The sequence below is a fragment of the Acidovorax sp. 100 genome (assembly GCF_003688355.1).
GTDB lineage: Bacteria > Pseudomonadota > Gammaproteobacteria > Burkholderiales > Burkholderiaceae_C > Acidovorax > Acidovorax delafieldii.
Map to the genome: position 1 here is coordinate 234,411 of NZ_REFD01000001.1, position 13,135 is coordinate 247,545.

A 13,135-nucleotide genomic window follows, 5' to 3' on the forward strand; every position below is an offset into this window, starting at 1 on the left:
GCACCGCGGCCTGCCTCACTCCTGCGCCAGCTTCACACCCGCCCCGGTGCCGCAGGCGTGGCAAAACCGTGCAAACGCGCTCTTGCGGGTGTTGCAGTGGCCGCAGTGGTCGAACAGGCCGATGCCGCAGTGCGGGCAAAAGTCGATCTTCTCGTTCTTCAGGTCCACGGGCCGCTCGCAGCCGGGGCACACGCTCTTGGCCAGGCGGGCCAGGGCCACGTCATAGCTCAGCTCCTTGCGGCGCTCCTGGTCGGGCAGGGCCTCGGCCAGCTTCTGGCGCTCCAGGTAGCGGTTGAGCGCCTGGATGGCGTAGCGCCCCACCACGGCCGTCACGGCAATGCCCACCACGTAGCGCACGTAGCCGCCGTAGCTGGGCAGGTAGGGCACCAGCTCCACAAAGAAGGCAAACAGCGCAAAGAAGATGAAGCCCCACACAAACGGCCAGTAGGTGCTCTTGCGCTTCTTGACGAACAGCCAGCCGGCGGCGGCCAGCAGCGGCAGCGTGAGGGCCAGGCGGTACAGGAACACGCGCAGCTCGACCTTGCGGCGCTCGGCCGCGAGCTTCACATAGCCGTCAGACTCCATCTGGTTGAGCTGCTCCTGCCGGGCGGCTGCCGCCTGCCGGGCATCGAGTGCGGCCTGCTGCTGCGTCTCCACCGCCTGCTGGGCCTTGCGCTCCACCAGCTTGAGGGCATCGAGCGCCTGGGTGCGCGCGATCACCTCGGGGTCCTGGTCGGCGCGCTGCGTGGCGCTGCGCGTGGACAGCCAGTTGTTGAAGCTCTCCCGCTCAGCCTGCACCTCGCTGCGCACCTTGCTGCGCTGCAGCTGGGCCTGCTCCAGCGCGGTCTGCGCGTCCTGCTCGGCCTGGCGCGCCGTTTTGACCTCGGCGCGCAGCTTGTCGGCAGCGGCCTTGTCCAGAAAGTCGTCCACCCGCAGCGGGGTCTCGACCTTGGGCAGATCGCCCACGATGGTGCCGCCCAGCCCGATGAGGAAGCTGGCAAACACCAGCGCTACCAGCCACAGGCCACGACGGAACCATTTTTCGGACAGTCTCAGGGACTTGCTCATGTTCTTCTCCTCGGTGGCGCTGTGCGCCGGGTTGGGTGCGCGCGGTAGCGCACCGGCAAATGCTCTTCTTTTTATAGCTGCTAGCGCATATATTGATTGCGCCTGCTGGCATTTTGATTCAATTTTTGATCGCCAGCACCACCGGTGCGGCTGCCAGCTGGGTGCGCTGCATCCAGGCCAGCACCGAGTCAACGGTCACGGTCTCGATGCGGTCCGAGAACCGCTTTTCGTTCGGATGGTCGTCAAACGCAATGTTGGCCGACCCGACCCGCCCGCCCATGCGCGTGAGCGGCCCCAGCCTGAGAGTCGTGGGCTCGTAGCCCTTGAACTGCAGCCAAGCCTGCGCCTGGTCGCGCGAGCGCACGGTGGCGGGCTCCATGGCCATCGCCAGGGTCTCCAGCGCCCACTGGTTGGACTGCTGGTATTTGCGCCCCCACGCGTAGCTGACCATGCTGTAGGGCAGGTGCTGCAGCGTCTTGGTGCGGCCCTTGTCCTGCAGCACCGCCAGCAGGCGCTGCTGCACCTCGGGCGTGGGCACTGCGTACACGGCCTCGTAGCGCCACAGGTCGTCCAGAAAGAACTCGCCCAGGCCCTGGCGATACAGGTGGCCCACGGCTGTGCCACATTCGTTGAGCTTGTGCGCCACGCGCCAGGGGCCTTCGGCCGTCTTGTAGGCCCAGCCAAAGTGCGAATAGCGCAGGCCGTATTTGGAGAGGTCCTGCCCCGCACGGGCCAGGGCCACCACCTGCACGCCCGACTTGGCGTGCTCGGCATCGAGCGCGGCCAACGTCTGCTCGGCCAGCTTCATGCCGCGCTCGATCACCTGCGGCGGAACGGGCTTGCGCGATTCGCAGGAGCGGCCAGCGTGGGCAGGAAAGGTTGCCGTAATCGCGACAACAGCTGTCAGTACCGCGAGCCCATGGCCCATGAAACTGGCGCGACCTAAGCGAGGGATGCCAAGCAAGGGCCGCCCCGCAGCGAGGGCATCGTCCCCCTTCCCGTAGCGCGCAGCGCGAAGAGAGAAGGGGGAAGCCGCGTAGCGGCTCAGGGGGTTGTACTTCATATTCACAGGCGCTCGTTGTGCAGCAGCGCACGGCCGATGGCATTGGGCACGAAGGCAATGGCCTCGCCCGCCGCCGACAAGATCACGCCCGTGCCGATCACGCTGCAGGTGACCACCGTGCCCACGGCATAGGCCGAGCCCGCCACACCACGGCCGACCACCTCCACACTGACCTGGGCGCCGTCCGAGGCGCGCTCCAGCAAATACACCGTACCCACGGCCGAGGCCTCCACCGCCCGCACCGTCAGCACCGCGCCGCCCACCGACAGCGCCGCCGGCACTGTCACCACCGCACCGGCGGCCGCCGAGGCCACCGACGCCGTGCCCACCACCGAGGCCACCGGCAACATCGACAGCGCGGCAGAAGCCTCGCTCTGCGCACGGGCCGGTGCAGCGGCCACCAGGGCCACACACACCACACCGGCCGCCAGCAGGGCGCGGGGCAGGCGCGCCGCAGAGCCCCACGAAGAAAACACGGCATTCATCATCATTCACTCCTCAGGGTACGGCCCGCCCACACACCTCAGGTGCGGGACAGACCGGGTCGAAAGACCAGAAAGAACCAGAAAGAAACTCGTCCAGAAGGGCAGCGGGTTACCGCCTGCGCACACCGGGTGCGATCAGTTCACGCTGCTGTTCTGGGCAGCGGCCTGGGCCGCTTCGCGGCGTCCTTGCAGGCGGGCTTCGAGCAGGTCGGCCTCGTGGCGGTCGCGCAGCATCTTGGCCAGCGTGAAGGCGGTGGTGATCAGGTACAGCCAGCTCACGCCCAGAAACGCCTTGTAGGTCACGTTGATGTCCATGCTCAGCAGGCCCCAGCCCGTCAGGCCCATGGCCACCGCAAAGCCACCCCACACCACCAGTTTCCACATGGGGGTGTCACCACCGCCACGGCGCGAGGCGCTTTCGTTGTCCCGCACAAACTTGGCCAGCACAAACGCGGCCGAGAGGCAGAACACATAGCCCATCACCATGAACGCCTGCTCCAGTTGCTCGCCCGGCAGCCATGCCAGGCCCACGGCGCACAGAAAAACCGCGATGCCGAACGAGACCCACACCTGCAGCTGCCAGGCCTTGGTGTCACGCTGAACAACGATGGGAGAAGAAGACATTGCTGTGGTGCCCGGAGGGCGTTGGTTGAACACGGAACGAATGGTGCCCAGACGTAACTTGCGTGTCTGCATTGAACCGTAACAGTGGCCACCCGCAGGCCATCTGGTATCGTTTTGCGATACTTTTTCTCAGTAAACGGGGTGTAAGCCGTTGTTCAGGCCCTACGCGGCCCTCGCCATGCACCTGCGCGACAGAGGCAGCAGGCAGGGCCACAGAGAATGGCGGCCTCTTCGGGCAAGGCAGCTTCCGCCTGCCCCCGGACCTTGCACTTTTGACGGACGGAACCCCCACCATGACCAAACCTTTTGACCTCGTCGTCCACGGCGCCACCGGCTTCACTGGCCGCCTGGTGGTCGAGTACCTGCTGCAACGCTACCCCGCAGGCAGCGGCCTGCGCTGGGCCATGGGAGGCCGCAATGCCGACAAACTCGCCGCCGTGCGCGACGAAGTGGGCGCCCCGGCCGACACCCCGCTGGTCGTGACCGACACCAGCGACCCCACCAGCCTGCAGGCGCTGATGGACACCACGCGCCTGGTGCTGACCACCGTGGGCCCCTACCAGTTGTATGGCAACGAACTGGTGGCCGCCTGCGCCAAGGCCGGCGTGGACTATGTGGACCTGTGCGGCGAGCCTGCCTGGATGCGCCAGATGATCGACGCGCACGAAGCCGCCGCCAAAGCCAGCGGCGCGCGCATCGTGTTCTCGTGCGGGTTTGACTCCATTCCGTTCGACCTGGGCGTGTTCCTGCTGCAAAAGGAGTTCCGCCACCGCTTCGGCCACCCCGCCCCGCGCGTGCGCGGCCGGGTGCGCAAGATGAAGGGCACCTTCTCGGGCGGCACGGCCGCGAGCCTCAAGGCCACCATGGCCGCAGCCGCCAGCCAGCCCGGCGTGCTGGACCTGCTGAAAAACCCCTTCTCGCTGACCCCCGGTTTTGAAGGCCCACGCCAGCCCTCGGGCAACAAGCCCATGGTGGACGAAGCATTGGGCGAAGGCGTGTGGGTGGCACCTTTCGTGATGGCCGCCATCAACACGCGCAACGTACACCGCTCCAACTTCCTGCTGCAGCACGCCTACGGCACCGACTTTGTCTACGACGAAATGCTCATCACCGGCCCCGGCGAAAAAGGCGAGGCCATCGCCAATGCGGTGGCGGGCGACAAGTCGCTGGGCTCCGACAAAGGCCCCAAGCCCGGCGAAGGCCCTTCGCGCGAGGAGCGCGAGAACGGCTTCTACGACGTGCTGTTTTTGGGCACCGACGACGCAGGCCACACCCTGCGCGTGGGCGTGAAGGGCGACCGCGACCCGGGCTACGGCTCCACCTCCAAGATGATCACCGAAGCGGCGGTGTGCCTGCTGCAGGAAGCCACGGAAACGCCTGGCGGCATCTGGACCACCGCTCCGGCGATGGGCGACCGGCTCATCGCGCGGCTGCAAGCGAATGCAGGGCTGGACTTCGCGGTGGAGACGCCTTGAACGCACCCCAGGCCGAAGCCCGCATCGGCTGAGGGCTCGGCGCGTCACGGGAGCGCTGCAGCACGCGGCGCCGCCCACCAGTCCGGCGCCTGCCCCGCAGCGCGTCCCGTGGCACGCCCTTTTTGTCGCCCCCTACTTCACGCCCCCACCGCCCTGCAGCTCGCCCAGCACGCGTGTGACCAGGGACTGCAGTGAGCCGTCGTTCTGAAAACCCGCAGCCTCCGCGCGGGGCGTGTGCAAGGCGGGCAGGCGGCCGAACAGCGTTTCGATGGGGGTGTCGGGCGCGTAGCGAATCCACTCGGCGGGATCGGCACCCACCGCATGGCCAATGGCCTGCACGACCTCCTCCACCGACGCGCGCAGCACCGGGGGTTGCCAGCACCGTTCGGCCGGCATGCCCTGCGGGGGCAGGCGCGCGGCATGCACCAGGTTGTCCAGACAGCACGCCAGCGACATCCACCAGGCGGTGGCCCGCTCCGACACGGGGCAGGTGTATGCCTGCCGCGCCCGCAGGGCATGGAAGATCTGGCTCATGAATGCGGAGCCGTGGCCCGTCTCCGCCGGGGGCCGCGCCACGATGCCGGGCAGCCGCAGGCTGCGGCCGTCGATTTCGCCACGCCGGCTGTAGTCCGCCACCAGCAATTCCGCCATCCACTTGTGCACCCCGTAGCTGAGCGTGGGCTGCGGCCACTGGCGTTCATCGACCGCCTGGGCGCCCAGCGCGCCATACACCGCCACCGAGCTGGCAAACACCAGCCGCGGGACGGGTGCCCGCCCTGCGCGCACTGGGCGCGCAAGCCCTTCGCACAAGGCCACGGTGTCCAGCAAATTGGCCTGCACACCCAGCCCAGGTTCACGCTCGGCCAGGGATCCCGGGACACTGGCAAGGTGGAACACGCAGTCGGGCGGATGGTCCTCCAAGGCTTCGAACAGTGCGCGGTCGGCAAAACCACCGATATACCAGTGCACGCCCGGTGCGCGAGATGCAACAGGCCCAACGCGGTCCACCAGCGTCAGGCGCAAGGGCGTGCCGGGCACGAGCGGGGCGGACTGCAACCGCTCGGCCAGGGCGGAACCAATGAACCCGCCGGCACCGGTGACGACCACATGCATCAGCGTGCCCCCGTACCTGCAGCCACCACGCGCTGGTGCACCACCCCAAAAGGCCCCTCACGGCCATCGGGCCAGCGCGCCTGCATGCGCACGGTGTCGCCGTAGCGCATGAAAGGCGTCTTGGCGGCGCCCTCGTCCAGGATTTCGATCACACGCCGCTCGGCCAAGCAGGCAGAGCCCGCATCGCGCGACTGGTTGGACACCGTGCCCGAACCGATGATGGTGCCTGCCGTGAGCCGCCGTGTGCGGACGGAGTGGGCAATGAGCTGGCCAAAGCTGAAATTCATTTCGCCGCCATGGGGGTGACCAAACCATTGGCCGTTGGAATCTACATGCAGCCGCAGATGCACCCGCCCGTCCTGCCAGGCATCGCCCAGCTCGTCGGGGGTGACTGCCAGAGGTGCAAAGCTGGTGGAAGGCTTGGCTTGCAAGAAACCAAAGCCCGTCTTCATTTCGTGCGGGCCCAGCGCGCGCAGGCTCCAGTCGTTGATCTGCACGACCAGACGCACGCAGCTCAATGCCGCTTCAGGCGTCACGCCCATGGGTACCGGGCCACAGACGACGCCGAACTCGCCTTCGAAATCGATGCCGTCGGCCTCGCTGGGCATCGGTACGTCATCGTGCGGGCCCAGAAAGTCGTCACTCGCGCCCTGGTACATGACCGGGATCGTGTCGAAATGCGGGATGGGCGGCGTGTTGAAGGCGCGCTCCATCAAGCGTCCATGGTTGAGGAACGCCGACGCATCCAGCCACTGCGGGCTGCGCGGCAAAGGGGCGCTGCATGCGGCGGGATCGAACGCAAAGCTGCCGGTTGCCGTGCCCGCCTCCAGCGCAGAAGCGCGCTCGCGCAGGGCGGGCTCTACAGCATCCCAGTTCTGCAAGGCTGCCAGCAAGCTGGTCGCTATCGGGGCGGTTTCGACGGCCTGCAAGCCAGTGGAAGAAACCAGTACCAGGCGGCCGTCCAGGCTGCCGTCTTTCAGAGTTGCAAATCGCATCGCCAGTCCCATCAGGAAGAATCAAGAAGAAGGGGTTTCCAATCGCAGCCCTGCCGCCCGGATCACGCGGGCATAGCGGTCGGTCTCTGCCGTCAGAAATGCGCCGAACTCGCGTGCACTCTGGGTGGGGGCATCGGCACTGCCCAGCAGGGCCAGCTTTTCGCGCAGCTCGGGCTGGGCCAGGATGCGAACGCATTCGGCATTGAGCCGCGCGATGGCCTCGGTGGGAAGGGCTGCAGGCGCCAACAAGCCAAACCAGCCCGTGACCTGAAAGCCCGCCAGGCCCGGCGTTTCGGCCACGGTGGGCAGATCGGAGGGCAAGGCAGGCGAGCGCTGCGCGCCGGTCTGCGCCAGCAGGCGAATGCGCCCGTCCTTGACCATGGGGGCCACGGCCAGGGCGCTGTTGAACATGAGGTTCACCTGCCCGGCCGCCAGATCATTGAGGGCGGGCGCAGCGCCTTTGTAGGGCACGTGCAGCAACTGCACTCCGGCCTGCTGCGCCAGCATCTCGCCCGCCAGGTGCAGCACATTGCCGACCCCGGCCGATGCGTAGCTGACCTGCCCAGGCTTTCGCCGGGCAAGGTCCATCAGGTCGGAAAGACTGCGCACCGGCAGGGCTGCAGGCACGGCAATTACCATGGGCCCGGGGCTGGCCACCAGGGCTACGGGGGCAAAGTCGCGCTGCGTGTCATACGGCAGCCGGGGGTAAAGGCTGCCGTTGATGGCGTGAGCGGCGCTGACCCACAGCAGCGAATGCCCGTCGGAGCTGCGGGCTACGGACTCCGAGGCAATGATGCCGTTGGCACCCGCGCGCGACTCCACCACCACCGGGCTGCCCAGGGCCAGGCCCAGCTTGTCGGCCAGCAGGCGGGCCACCAGGTCCGAACTGCCTCCGGCCGCGAACGGCAGGACGATGCGCAACGGCCGTGAGGGCCAGGTGGCTGCCCAGGTGCTCATGGGCAGCGCCAAGGCACTGGCCAGCAGGGTTCTTCGGTTCAGCATGCCGTGCATGGTTTCAACTCCCATCGCTGATGGTGGTGCCGCCGTCGACCACCAGGTTGTGTCCGGTCACAAAGGCCCCGGCGGGGCTGGCCAGCATGGCGACCACGCCAGCCACTTCCTCGGGTTCTCCGGCGCGCCGCAGCGGCGTGGCCTGGATGCGCCGCGCCATGAAGGCGTCGTCGGCCATGAGCCGCTCAGCCAGCGGCGTGCGGATGAGGCCGGGCGATACGGCGTTGACCCGTACGCCCATGGGCCCCCATTCCACAGCCAGGTTGCGCGCCAACTGGGCCAGCGCCGCCTTGGTCAGCCCGTACAGGCCCATCGACCGGTTGCCGCGCAGGCCCGCGATGCTGGAGATGAGCACCGCGCTGCCGCCGCCCCGCGCTGCCATGCCAGGCAGCACCAAGGCACACAGCCGCGCTGCGGCGCACAGGTTGATGTCAAACACCTGCTGCCAGTCTGCATCGCTGGCATTGGCCAAAGGCCCCGCAGGCCCCTGGATACCGGCATTGCAGACAAGGATGTCCAGCGGCCCGGCGCGCTCCACCAGCGCAGCGATGGCCGCAGGCACCGCCATGTCGGCAGCGATACCGATGGCGTTGGGCAACGACGCAGCGACCTGCTCACAGGCCAGCGCATCGCGGTCAGAGACCACCACCCGGGCGCCCTGCTCGGCCAGGGTGCGCGCAATCGCCAGACCCAGGCCCTGGGTGGCCCCCGTAACCAGGGCGGTGCGACCCTGCAGATCAAAGAGACTCATTCGACCTTGATCCCGGCTTGGCGAATGGCCAAGCCCCATCGCTGCGATTCGCTCTGGATGAACTCGCCAAATGCAGCGGGCGCCAGCGGTGCAGGCTCCAGGCCCAGCGGCCGGTAGCGGCCCAGCACCTCAGGCGACTCCAGCGCCGCCACCACCGCCTTGTGCAGCACTTCGACCACCGGCGCAGGCGTGCCCGCGCGCACCATCACACCGTTCCAGCCCGGAGTGTCGAGGTCCGCATGCCCGGCTTCGGTCAGCGTGGGCACCTGGGGCAGCACCTGCAGGCGCAGCTCGCTGCCCACGCTGACCAGCGCGCGCAGCTTGCCTTCGCGCACCAGCGGCAAGCTGGATGCCACCACATCGCACATGAAATCCAGGCGCCCGGCCATCAGATCCTGCAGCGCGGGCGCTGCGCCCTGATAGGGCACATGGGTCATGCGCGAACGCGTCTTGATGCGCAGCTGCTCGGTCCACACATGGGGCTGGCTGCCCTGCCCGTACGAGCCATAGTTGAGCCCATCACCCGCAGCCGCCGCGCGCAGCAGGTCGGCCAGAGTCTGGAACGGACTGCCCGCAGGCACGACCACGACCAGCGGCGACTTGAACAAGCGCGTCAGGGGGGCAAAGTCCTTGAGAGGGCTGAAGCTCAGCTTGGCGTACAGCGCTGGGTACATGGCCAGCGGGCCGATGTCTGCGTACAGCAAGGTGTGGCCATCGGCGGGCTGCTGCTTGACGTACTGAGCCGCCAGTTGCGCGGCACCTCCGGGCTTGTTTTCCACCACCACGGCTTGCTGCATGCGCTCTCCCAGCTTCTGCACCAGCAGGCGCGACATCGCGTCGCCAAAGCCCCCGGCCGGGTAAGGTACCACCCAGCTCAAAGGGCGCGCGGGATACGGGGCCTGCGCCCACGCCCGGGGGACCACCGCTGCGGACGCTGCAGCGCCCAGCCATTGACGGCGCGTGCTCATGGCTGCTCCTTGGCAGGTGCGGCCACTGACGCATCAAAGCGCCCGTCCACCAGCACAAACAGCATGCGGCACGGCGCGCCCGAACGGTTGGCCCATGCGTGGTTGGTACCCCGCTGCACCACCACGCTGCCGGGGCGCAATGGCACTTCGCCTTCGTCCAGCACCAGCGTCAGTTCGCCTTCAATCACCACGCCGTAGTCCACCGATTCGGTACGGTGCATCAGCGGGTGGGGAGAGTCGGTTTTCACCGTGGAGGCGGCCGCATCGCCAATCTGGCTGAAGGCGTCATGCATGCGCTCGGCACCCCGTGCGAGGAACTCGGGCGTATCGGGCGGAATGTCCACGAACCGGATGCGCGTGCCACCCTGCGGGGGCGGCAGCACCAGCGGACCGAGCGTAGGGTCCGGGCCGTTGTCCACGACGGCGGGCGATTGCAATGTGCTCCAGACCTCATGGAACACCGTACCGGGAATGGCCGCAATCTCGACCACGGTGGGCAGCGGCCCCTGGCTGGCGACCACGGCCCGGCCTTGAATGTTGTGGCCCGTGACCACGCGGTGGATGGATGGAAAACCCATGAACGGACTCCTCAGTCTTCAAAAATGGCGACCGCGCGCGTCCAGCCTGCCGAGGCACCGCGGATCTTGTGGGGGAAGCAGCTGATGGTGAAACCCGTCGGCGGCAGCGCCTCCAGGTTGTGCAGCTTTTCCAGGTGGCAGTAGCCGATGTCGCGGCCCGCCTTGTGGCCCTCCCAGATCAGGGCCTTGTTGCCGGTTTCGGCCACGCGCTGGGCGGTGTACAAAAACGGCGCATCCCAGCTCCAGGCGTCGGTGCCCGTGAGGCGCACACCGCGCTCCAGCAGGTACATCGTCGCTTCGTAGCCCATGCCACACCCCGCGCCCAGGTAGTCCTTGTGCCCGTAGCGCGACCCAGCGCGGGTGTTGACCACCACGATGTCGAGCGGCTGCAGCGTGTGGCCGATGCGGGCCAGCTCGGCCTGCACATCGGCGGCGGTGGCGACGTAGCCATCGGGCAGGTGGCGAAAGTCCAGCTTCACACCCGGCTGAAAGCACCATTCCAGCGGCACCTCGTCAATGGTGATGGAGGGACGGGCTCCGCCGTTCTTCGCGTCCTGCGTGGAGTGGAAGTGCCACGGCGCATCCAGGTGCGTTCCATTGTGCGTGGTGAGCGTCACCCACTCGGCCGCTGCTGCTTCGCCATCGGGGTAGTCCTCAGGCTGGGTGCCCGGGATCATGGCCATGAACTCGGGCAGCGTGTCGGCGTGCTTCTGGTACGTGATCTTGGGCGCCAGGGGAGGCGGGTCGGAGAGGACATCGTTTTCCAGATAGATGGAAAGGTCCACAAAGCGGCGTTGGGGTTTGGTCATGGCAGGGGGTACAAAGCTCACTCAGGCACCACGCCCACGGTGCGGGCGAGGGCCTGGTGGATCTGGATTTCGGATTGGTAAAAGTGGTCCAGGGCGGCCAGCGACAGCGGTTCCTGGGGCTCGGTCCCATTGGCGCGCAGAAAGCTCTGGACCTCGGTGTCGCGCAGGGCCACACCAAAGGCCTGGTGCAGGCGATGCACCGCCGCATCGGGGGTATGACGCGCCACCAGCAGCGCGCCCCAGGCGGTGTATTCAAAGCCTTTGAGTGCTGCAGACTGCTGGCTCAAGGGCGCGACGTGCGGCAGCAGCGCAGGCGCTTTGGCGGCGGTGCTGCCGAAGGCGCGCAGCTTGCCCGTCTCCAGCATGTTCAGCGCTGCGCCGCCCAGCGGCACAAAGGACAGATCGATCTGATTGCCCATGAGGTCTTGCACGACCGGTGGCACACCCCGGTACGGCACATGCACCAGCGGCACGCCACACAGGCGCGCCCACTGCGTCCCCATCAGGTGGATCATCGAACCTTGACCGATGTGCCCAAAGGTCAGCGGCTTGCCTGCGGCCGCCGCTTGCCGCGCCATATCCAGCAACTGCGCATGGGTGGTGGCGGGCATGTCGGCCCGGCCTGCCAGCACGTAGCTGGTCCGCCCCAGTGTGCCAATGGTGCGCATCTGCTCGGGCTTGTAGCGCGCGCTGGCCAGTGACAAGGGGGTGAGGATGGGCTCGGTCTGCGACGCAACGACCAGCGTTGCACCATCGGCTGGCGCGTTCAGCATGCGCTGCACACCGATGGAGCCCCCAGCGCCCGGCAGGTTCTCGATGACGATGGTCTGGCCCAGTTCGCGCTGCATCACTGTCTGGAGCTTTCGGGCGAACACGTCGCTGGGGTTGCCCGCAGGCTGGGGAACGATGAAGGTGATGTGCCGCCCCGACTGCGCGCGGACCCACGGCGCAGCCATGCCTGCTGCCGCCGCCACCAGACAGGCGCGGCGGCTGAGCCGAGTCTGCTGGGTCTGCACTGAGGAAAAAGGCGTGCTCATGCCATGCCTTTCACTGCGACTGCAGTACCCGGAGCACGATGAATGCGTGCAAACGCATAGACCGCCACTGCATCGATCACCAAGGCAGCCACCCCCAAGCTGCCATAGCCCCAGGCCTTGACCAGCGTGCCACCGAGGATGGGCCCAATGGCCGCACCAAACATCAGCATGGCAGGAGTCGCGGCCAGCGCACGGCCACTGGGGTCCAGCCGCGCCAGCACCCCAAAGGCAAAGGTGTGCGTGAAGATCATTACGGCCGCAAACACGGCGGCCGCCGCCGCATAGGGTGCAAACACGGGCGAGTTCATGATCACCACCACCAGAAAAGCCTGCAGCGCAGGTCCCGCCAGCAGCACGTTGCGAGCTGCCCAGTGCTTTTCCAGCACCGCAGCCAGGGCCGCAGGGAAGAGGTTGACCACCCCCAGGGCAATGAGCACCCCGGTGACCGCCTGCAGGCCATAGCCACGGTCGCTGCCCACGCGCTCCAGAAAGCTGAAGGTCATGGACTGCACCAATCCCAGGGCCGCGATGCCTGCCACGCCCCACCAGACGGCTGCGGGCAGCGGCGCTGCACGGGCCCGGGAAAGCTCTGCACCAGCGGTGTCAGGTGCGGGAAACGCCACTGCCGCAGTCACCGCCCCCACCGCCATGACACCGGCAAACACCTGGAACAGCGCCGGCCCGCCCTGCTGCGCCACCAGCACCGGCGTGCCGCCAAGGAACACGATGGCAAACACCCCCAGCGCCATGCCCACCAGAGCGAACAGGCGGTGGGGGTTCTGGCTGCGGGCGATGGTGCCATGCGTCACGCTCAGGGCCGCGCCCGCAGCCACCCCGGCAACGCCGTGCAACAGGGCCAGCAAGGCAAACTGTTGCGTGGTGGAGGCTGCGGCAAATGCCACGGCGGCGCCAGCAAACCCTGCGGTAGCCACGCTGCGCCCACGCAGCAGCTGGAAGAACGGCGCCAGCAGCAGGCTGGCCGCGACCGCCCCGGCCAGAAACAAGGTAGCCAGCAGGCCCGCCTGCTGCGGGTCAAAGCGGTACACCGAGATCAGCGTGCCCACCCACACCGGCAACGCGACCAGATCGACCATGCCCGCGCAATGGCCCACCATCAGGGCCACGCGGCCCCGCAGCGAATTGGTTGTGATCATGGCG

14 protein-coding genes are annotated in these 13,135 nt (G+C 67.6%); 1 reads left to right on the forward strand and 13 read right to left on the reverse strand.

All coding sequences use genetic code 11. The annotated features are described in order from the left end of the window. Window positions 1-15 precede the first annotated feature (15 nt). The 4 genes from C8C96_RS01095 to C8C96_RS01110 all read right to left on the reverse strand — a co-directional run bounded on the left by C8C96_RS01095 (window position 16) and on the right by C8C96_RS01110 (window position 3,240). A complete protein-coding gene (locus tag C8C96_RS01095) occupies window positions 16-1,068 on the reverse strand; it encodes a zinc ribbon domain-containing protein (RefSeq protein ID WP_056065517.1) in 1,053 nt (350 codons plus the stop codon). Window positions 1,069-1,186: 118 nt separating this feature from the next. Continuing rightward, window positions 1,187-1,996: a DUF2145 domain-containing protein gene (locus C8C96_RS01100; RefSeq protein WP_121941152.1), complete on the reverse strand. Its 810-nt coding sequence runs from the start codon at window positions 1,994-1,996 to the stop codon at window positions 1,187-1,189. 137 nt (window positions 1,997-2,133) lie between these two features. Continuing rightward, a complete protein-coding gene (locus C8C96_RS01105) occupies window positions 2,134-2,619 on the reverse strand; it encodes a hypothetical protein (protein WP_015015976.1) in 486 nt (161 codons plus the stop codon). 132 nt (window positions 2,620-2,751) lie between these two features. Then, window positions 2,752-3,240, reverse strand: a complete 489-nt coding sequence (locus C8C96_RS01110; RefSeq protein ID WP_043565745.1) for a YiaA/YiaB family inner membrane protein — start codon at window positions 3,238-3,240, stop codon at window positions 2,752-2,754. A 293-nt stretch (window positions 3,241-3,533) separates the two neighbouring features. Between C8C96_RS01110 and C8C96_RS01115 the strand changes: the two genes are divergently transcribed. Next, window positions 3,534-4,715 (forward strand): trans-acting enoyl reductase family protein, encoded by a 1,182-nt coding sequence (locus tag C8C96_RS01115; protein ID WP_121941153.1) that lies wholly within the window; start codon window positions 3,534-3,536, stop codon window positions 4,713-4,715. Between the two features lie 132 nt (window positions 4,716-4,847). On the opposite strand, the gene C8C96_RS01120 is transcribed toward C8C96_RS01115, so the two are convergent. The 9 genes from C8C96_RS01120 to C8C96_RS01160 are packed head-to-tail and all read right to left on the reverse strand — an operon-like array spanning window position 4,848 to window position 13,131. Continuing rightward, the gene (locus C8C96_RS01120; RefSeq protein ID WP_121941154.1) at window positions 4,848-5,828 is read right to left on the reverse strand and encodes an NAD-dependent epimerase/dehydratase family protein; all 981 of its coding nucleotides are present in this window, start codon (window positions 5,826-5,828) and stop codon (window positions 4,848-4,850) included. After that, the gene (locus tag C8C96_RS01125; protein ID WP_121943817.1) at window positions 5,828-6,823 is read right to left on the reverse strand and encodes a fumarylacetoacetate hydrolase family protein; all 996 of its coding nucleotides are present in this window, start codon (window positions 6,821-6,823) and stop codon (window positions 5,828-5,830) included. Before C8C96_RS01125 ends, C8C96_RS01120 begins: the two co-directional genes overlap by 1 nt. A gap of 21 nt (window positions 6,824-6,844) precedes the next feature. After that, window positions 6,845-7,825: a tripartite tricarboxylate transporter substrate binding protein gene (locus tag C8C96_RS01130; RefSeq protein WP_158605738.1), complete on the reverse strand. Its 981-nt coding sequence runs from the start codon at window positions 7,823-7,825 to the stop codon at window positions 6,845-6,847. A 13-nt stretch (window positions 7,826-7,838) separates the two neighbouring features. Further along, entirely contained in the window at window positions 7,839-8,585 is a 747-nt protein-coding gene (locus C8C96_RS01135; RefSeq protein WP_099729127.1) for an SDR family NAD(P)-dependent oxidoreductase, read from the reverse strand. Then, entirely contained in the window at window positions 8,582-9,553 is a 972-nt protein-coding gene (locus tag C8C96_RS01140; protein ID WP_121941156.1) for a tripartite tricarboxylate transporter substrate binding protein, read from the reverse strand. Before C8C96_RS01140 ends, C8C96_RS01135 begins: the two co-directional genes overlap by 4 nt. After that, window positions 9,550-10,131, reverse strand: coding sequence for a cupin domain-containing protein (locus tag C8C96_RS01145; RefSeq protein ID WP_121941157.1), 582 nt, complete (start codon window positions 10,129-10,131; stop codon window positions 9,550-9,552). The genes C8C96_RS01140 and C8C96_RS01145 overlap by 4 nt, the downstream gene beginning before the upstream one ends. 11 nt (window positions 10,132-10,142) lie before the next feature. Continuing rightward, window positions 10,143-10,940, reverse strand: coding sequence for a cyclase family protein (locus C8C96_RS01150; protein WP_121941158.1), 798 nt, complete (start codon window positions 10,938-10,940; stop codon window positions 10,143-10,145). A gap of 17 nt (window positions 10,941-10,957) precedes the next feature. After that, entirely contained in the window at window positions 10,958-11,977 is a 1,020-nt protein-coding gene (locus C8C96_RS01155) for a tripartite tricarboxylate transporter substrate binding protein (RefSeq protein ID WP_121941159.1), read from the reverse strand. Then, window positions 11,974-13,131 (reverse strand): MFS transporter, encoded by a 1,158-nt coding sequence (locus tag C8C96_RS01160; protein ID WP_121941160.1) that lies wholly within the window; start codon window positions 13,129-13,131, stop codon window positions 11,974-11,976. Before C8C96_RS01160 ends, C8C96_RS01155 begins: the two co-directional genes overlap by 4 nt. Between the last annotated feature and the right edge of the window lie 4 nt (window positions 13,132-13,135).

Excerpts from the sequence above, each read along its gene's own strand:
- C8C96_RS01110 (WP_043565745.1), bottom strand. The coding sequence starts at position 3,240 with ATGTCTTCTTCTCCCATCGTTGTTCAGCGTGACACCAAGGCCTGGCAG.
- C8C96_RS01155 (WP_121941159.1), bottom strand. The coding sequence starts at position 11,977 with ATGAGCACGCCTTTTTCCTCAGTGCAGACCCAGCAGACTCGGCTCAGC.
- C8C96_RS01130 (WP_158605738.1), bottom strand. The coding sequence starts at position 7,825 with ATGCTGAACCGAAGAACCCTGCTGGCCAGTGCCTTGGCGCTGCCCATG.
- C8C96_RS01140 (WP_121941156.1), bottom strand. The coding sequence starts at position 9,553 with ATGAGCACGCGCCGTCAATGGCTGGGCGCTGCAGCGTCCGCAGCGGTG.
- C8C96_RS01160 (WP_121941160.1), bottom strand. The coding sequence starts at position 13,131 with ATGATCACAACCAATTCGCTGCGGGGCCGCGTGGCCCTGATGGTGGGC.
- C8C96_RS01100 (WP_121941152.1), bottom strand. The coding sequence starts at position 1,996 with ATGGGCCATGGGCTCGCGGTACTGACAGCTGTTGTCGCGATTACGGCA.
- C8C96_RS01150 (WP_121941158.1), bottom strand. The coding sequence starts at position 10,940 with ATGACCAAACCCCAACGCCGCTTTGTGGACCTTTCCATCTATCTGGAA.
- C8C96_RS01120 (WP_121941154.1), bottom strand. The coding sequence starts at position 5,828 with ATGCATGTGGTCGTCACCGGTGCCGGCGGGTTCATTGGTTCCGCCCTG.
- C8C96_RS01115 (WP_121941153.1), top strand. The coding sequence starts at position 3,534 with ATGACCAAACCTTTTGACCTCGTCGTCCACGGCGCCACCGGCTTCACT.
- C8C96_RS01105 (WP_015015976.1), bottom strand. The coding sequence starts at position 2,619 with ATGATGAATGCCGTGTTTTCTTCGTGGGGCTCTGCGGCGCGCCTGCCC.
- C8C96_RS01135 (WP_099729127.1), bottom strand. The coding sequence starts at position 8,585 with ATGAGTCTCTTTGATCTGCAGGGTCGCACCGCCCTGGTTACGGGGGCC.
- C8C96_RS01095 (WP_056065517.1), bottom strand. The coding sequence starts at position 1,068 with ATGAGCAAGTCCCTGAGACTGTCCGAAAAATGGTTCCGTCGTGGCCTG.
- C8C96_RS01125 (WP_121943817.1), bottom strand. The coding sequence starts at position 6,823 with ATGCGATTTGCAACTCTGAAAGACGGCAGCCTGGACGGCCGCCTGGTA.
- C8C96_RS01145 (WP_121941157.1), bottom strand. The coding sequence starts at position 10,131 with ATGGGTTTTCCATCCATCCACCGCGTGGTCACGGGCCACAACATTCAA.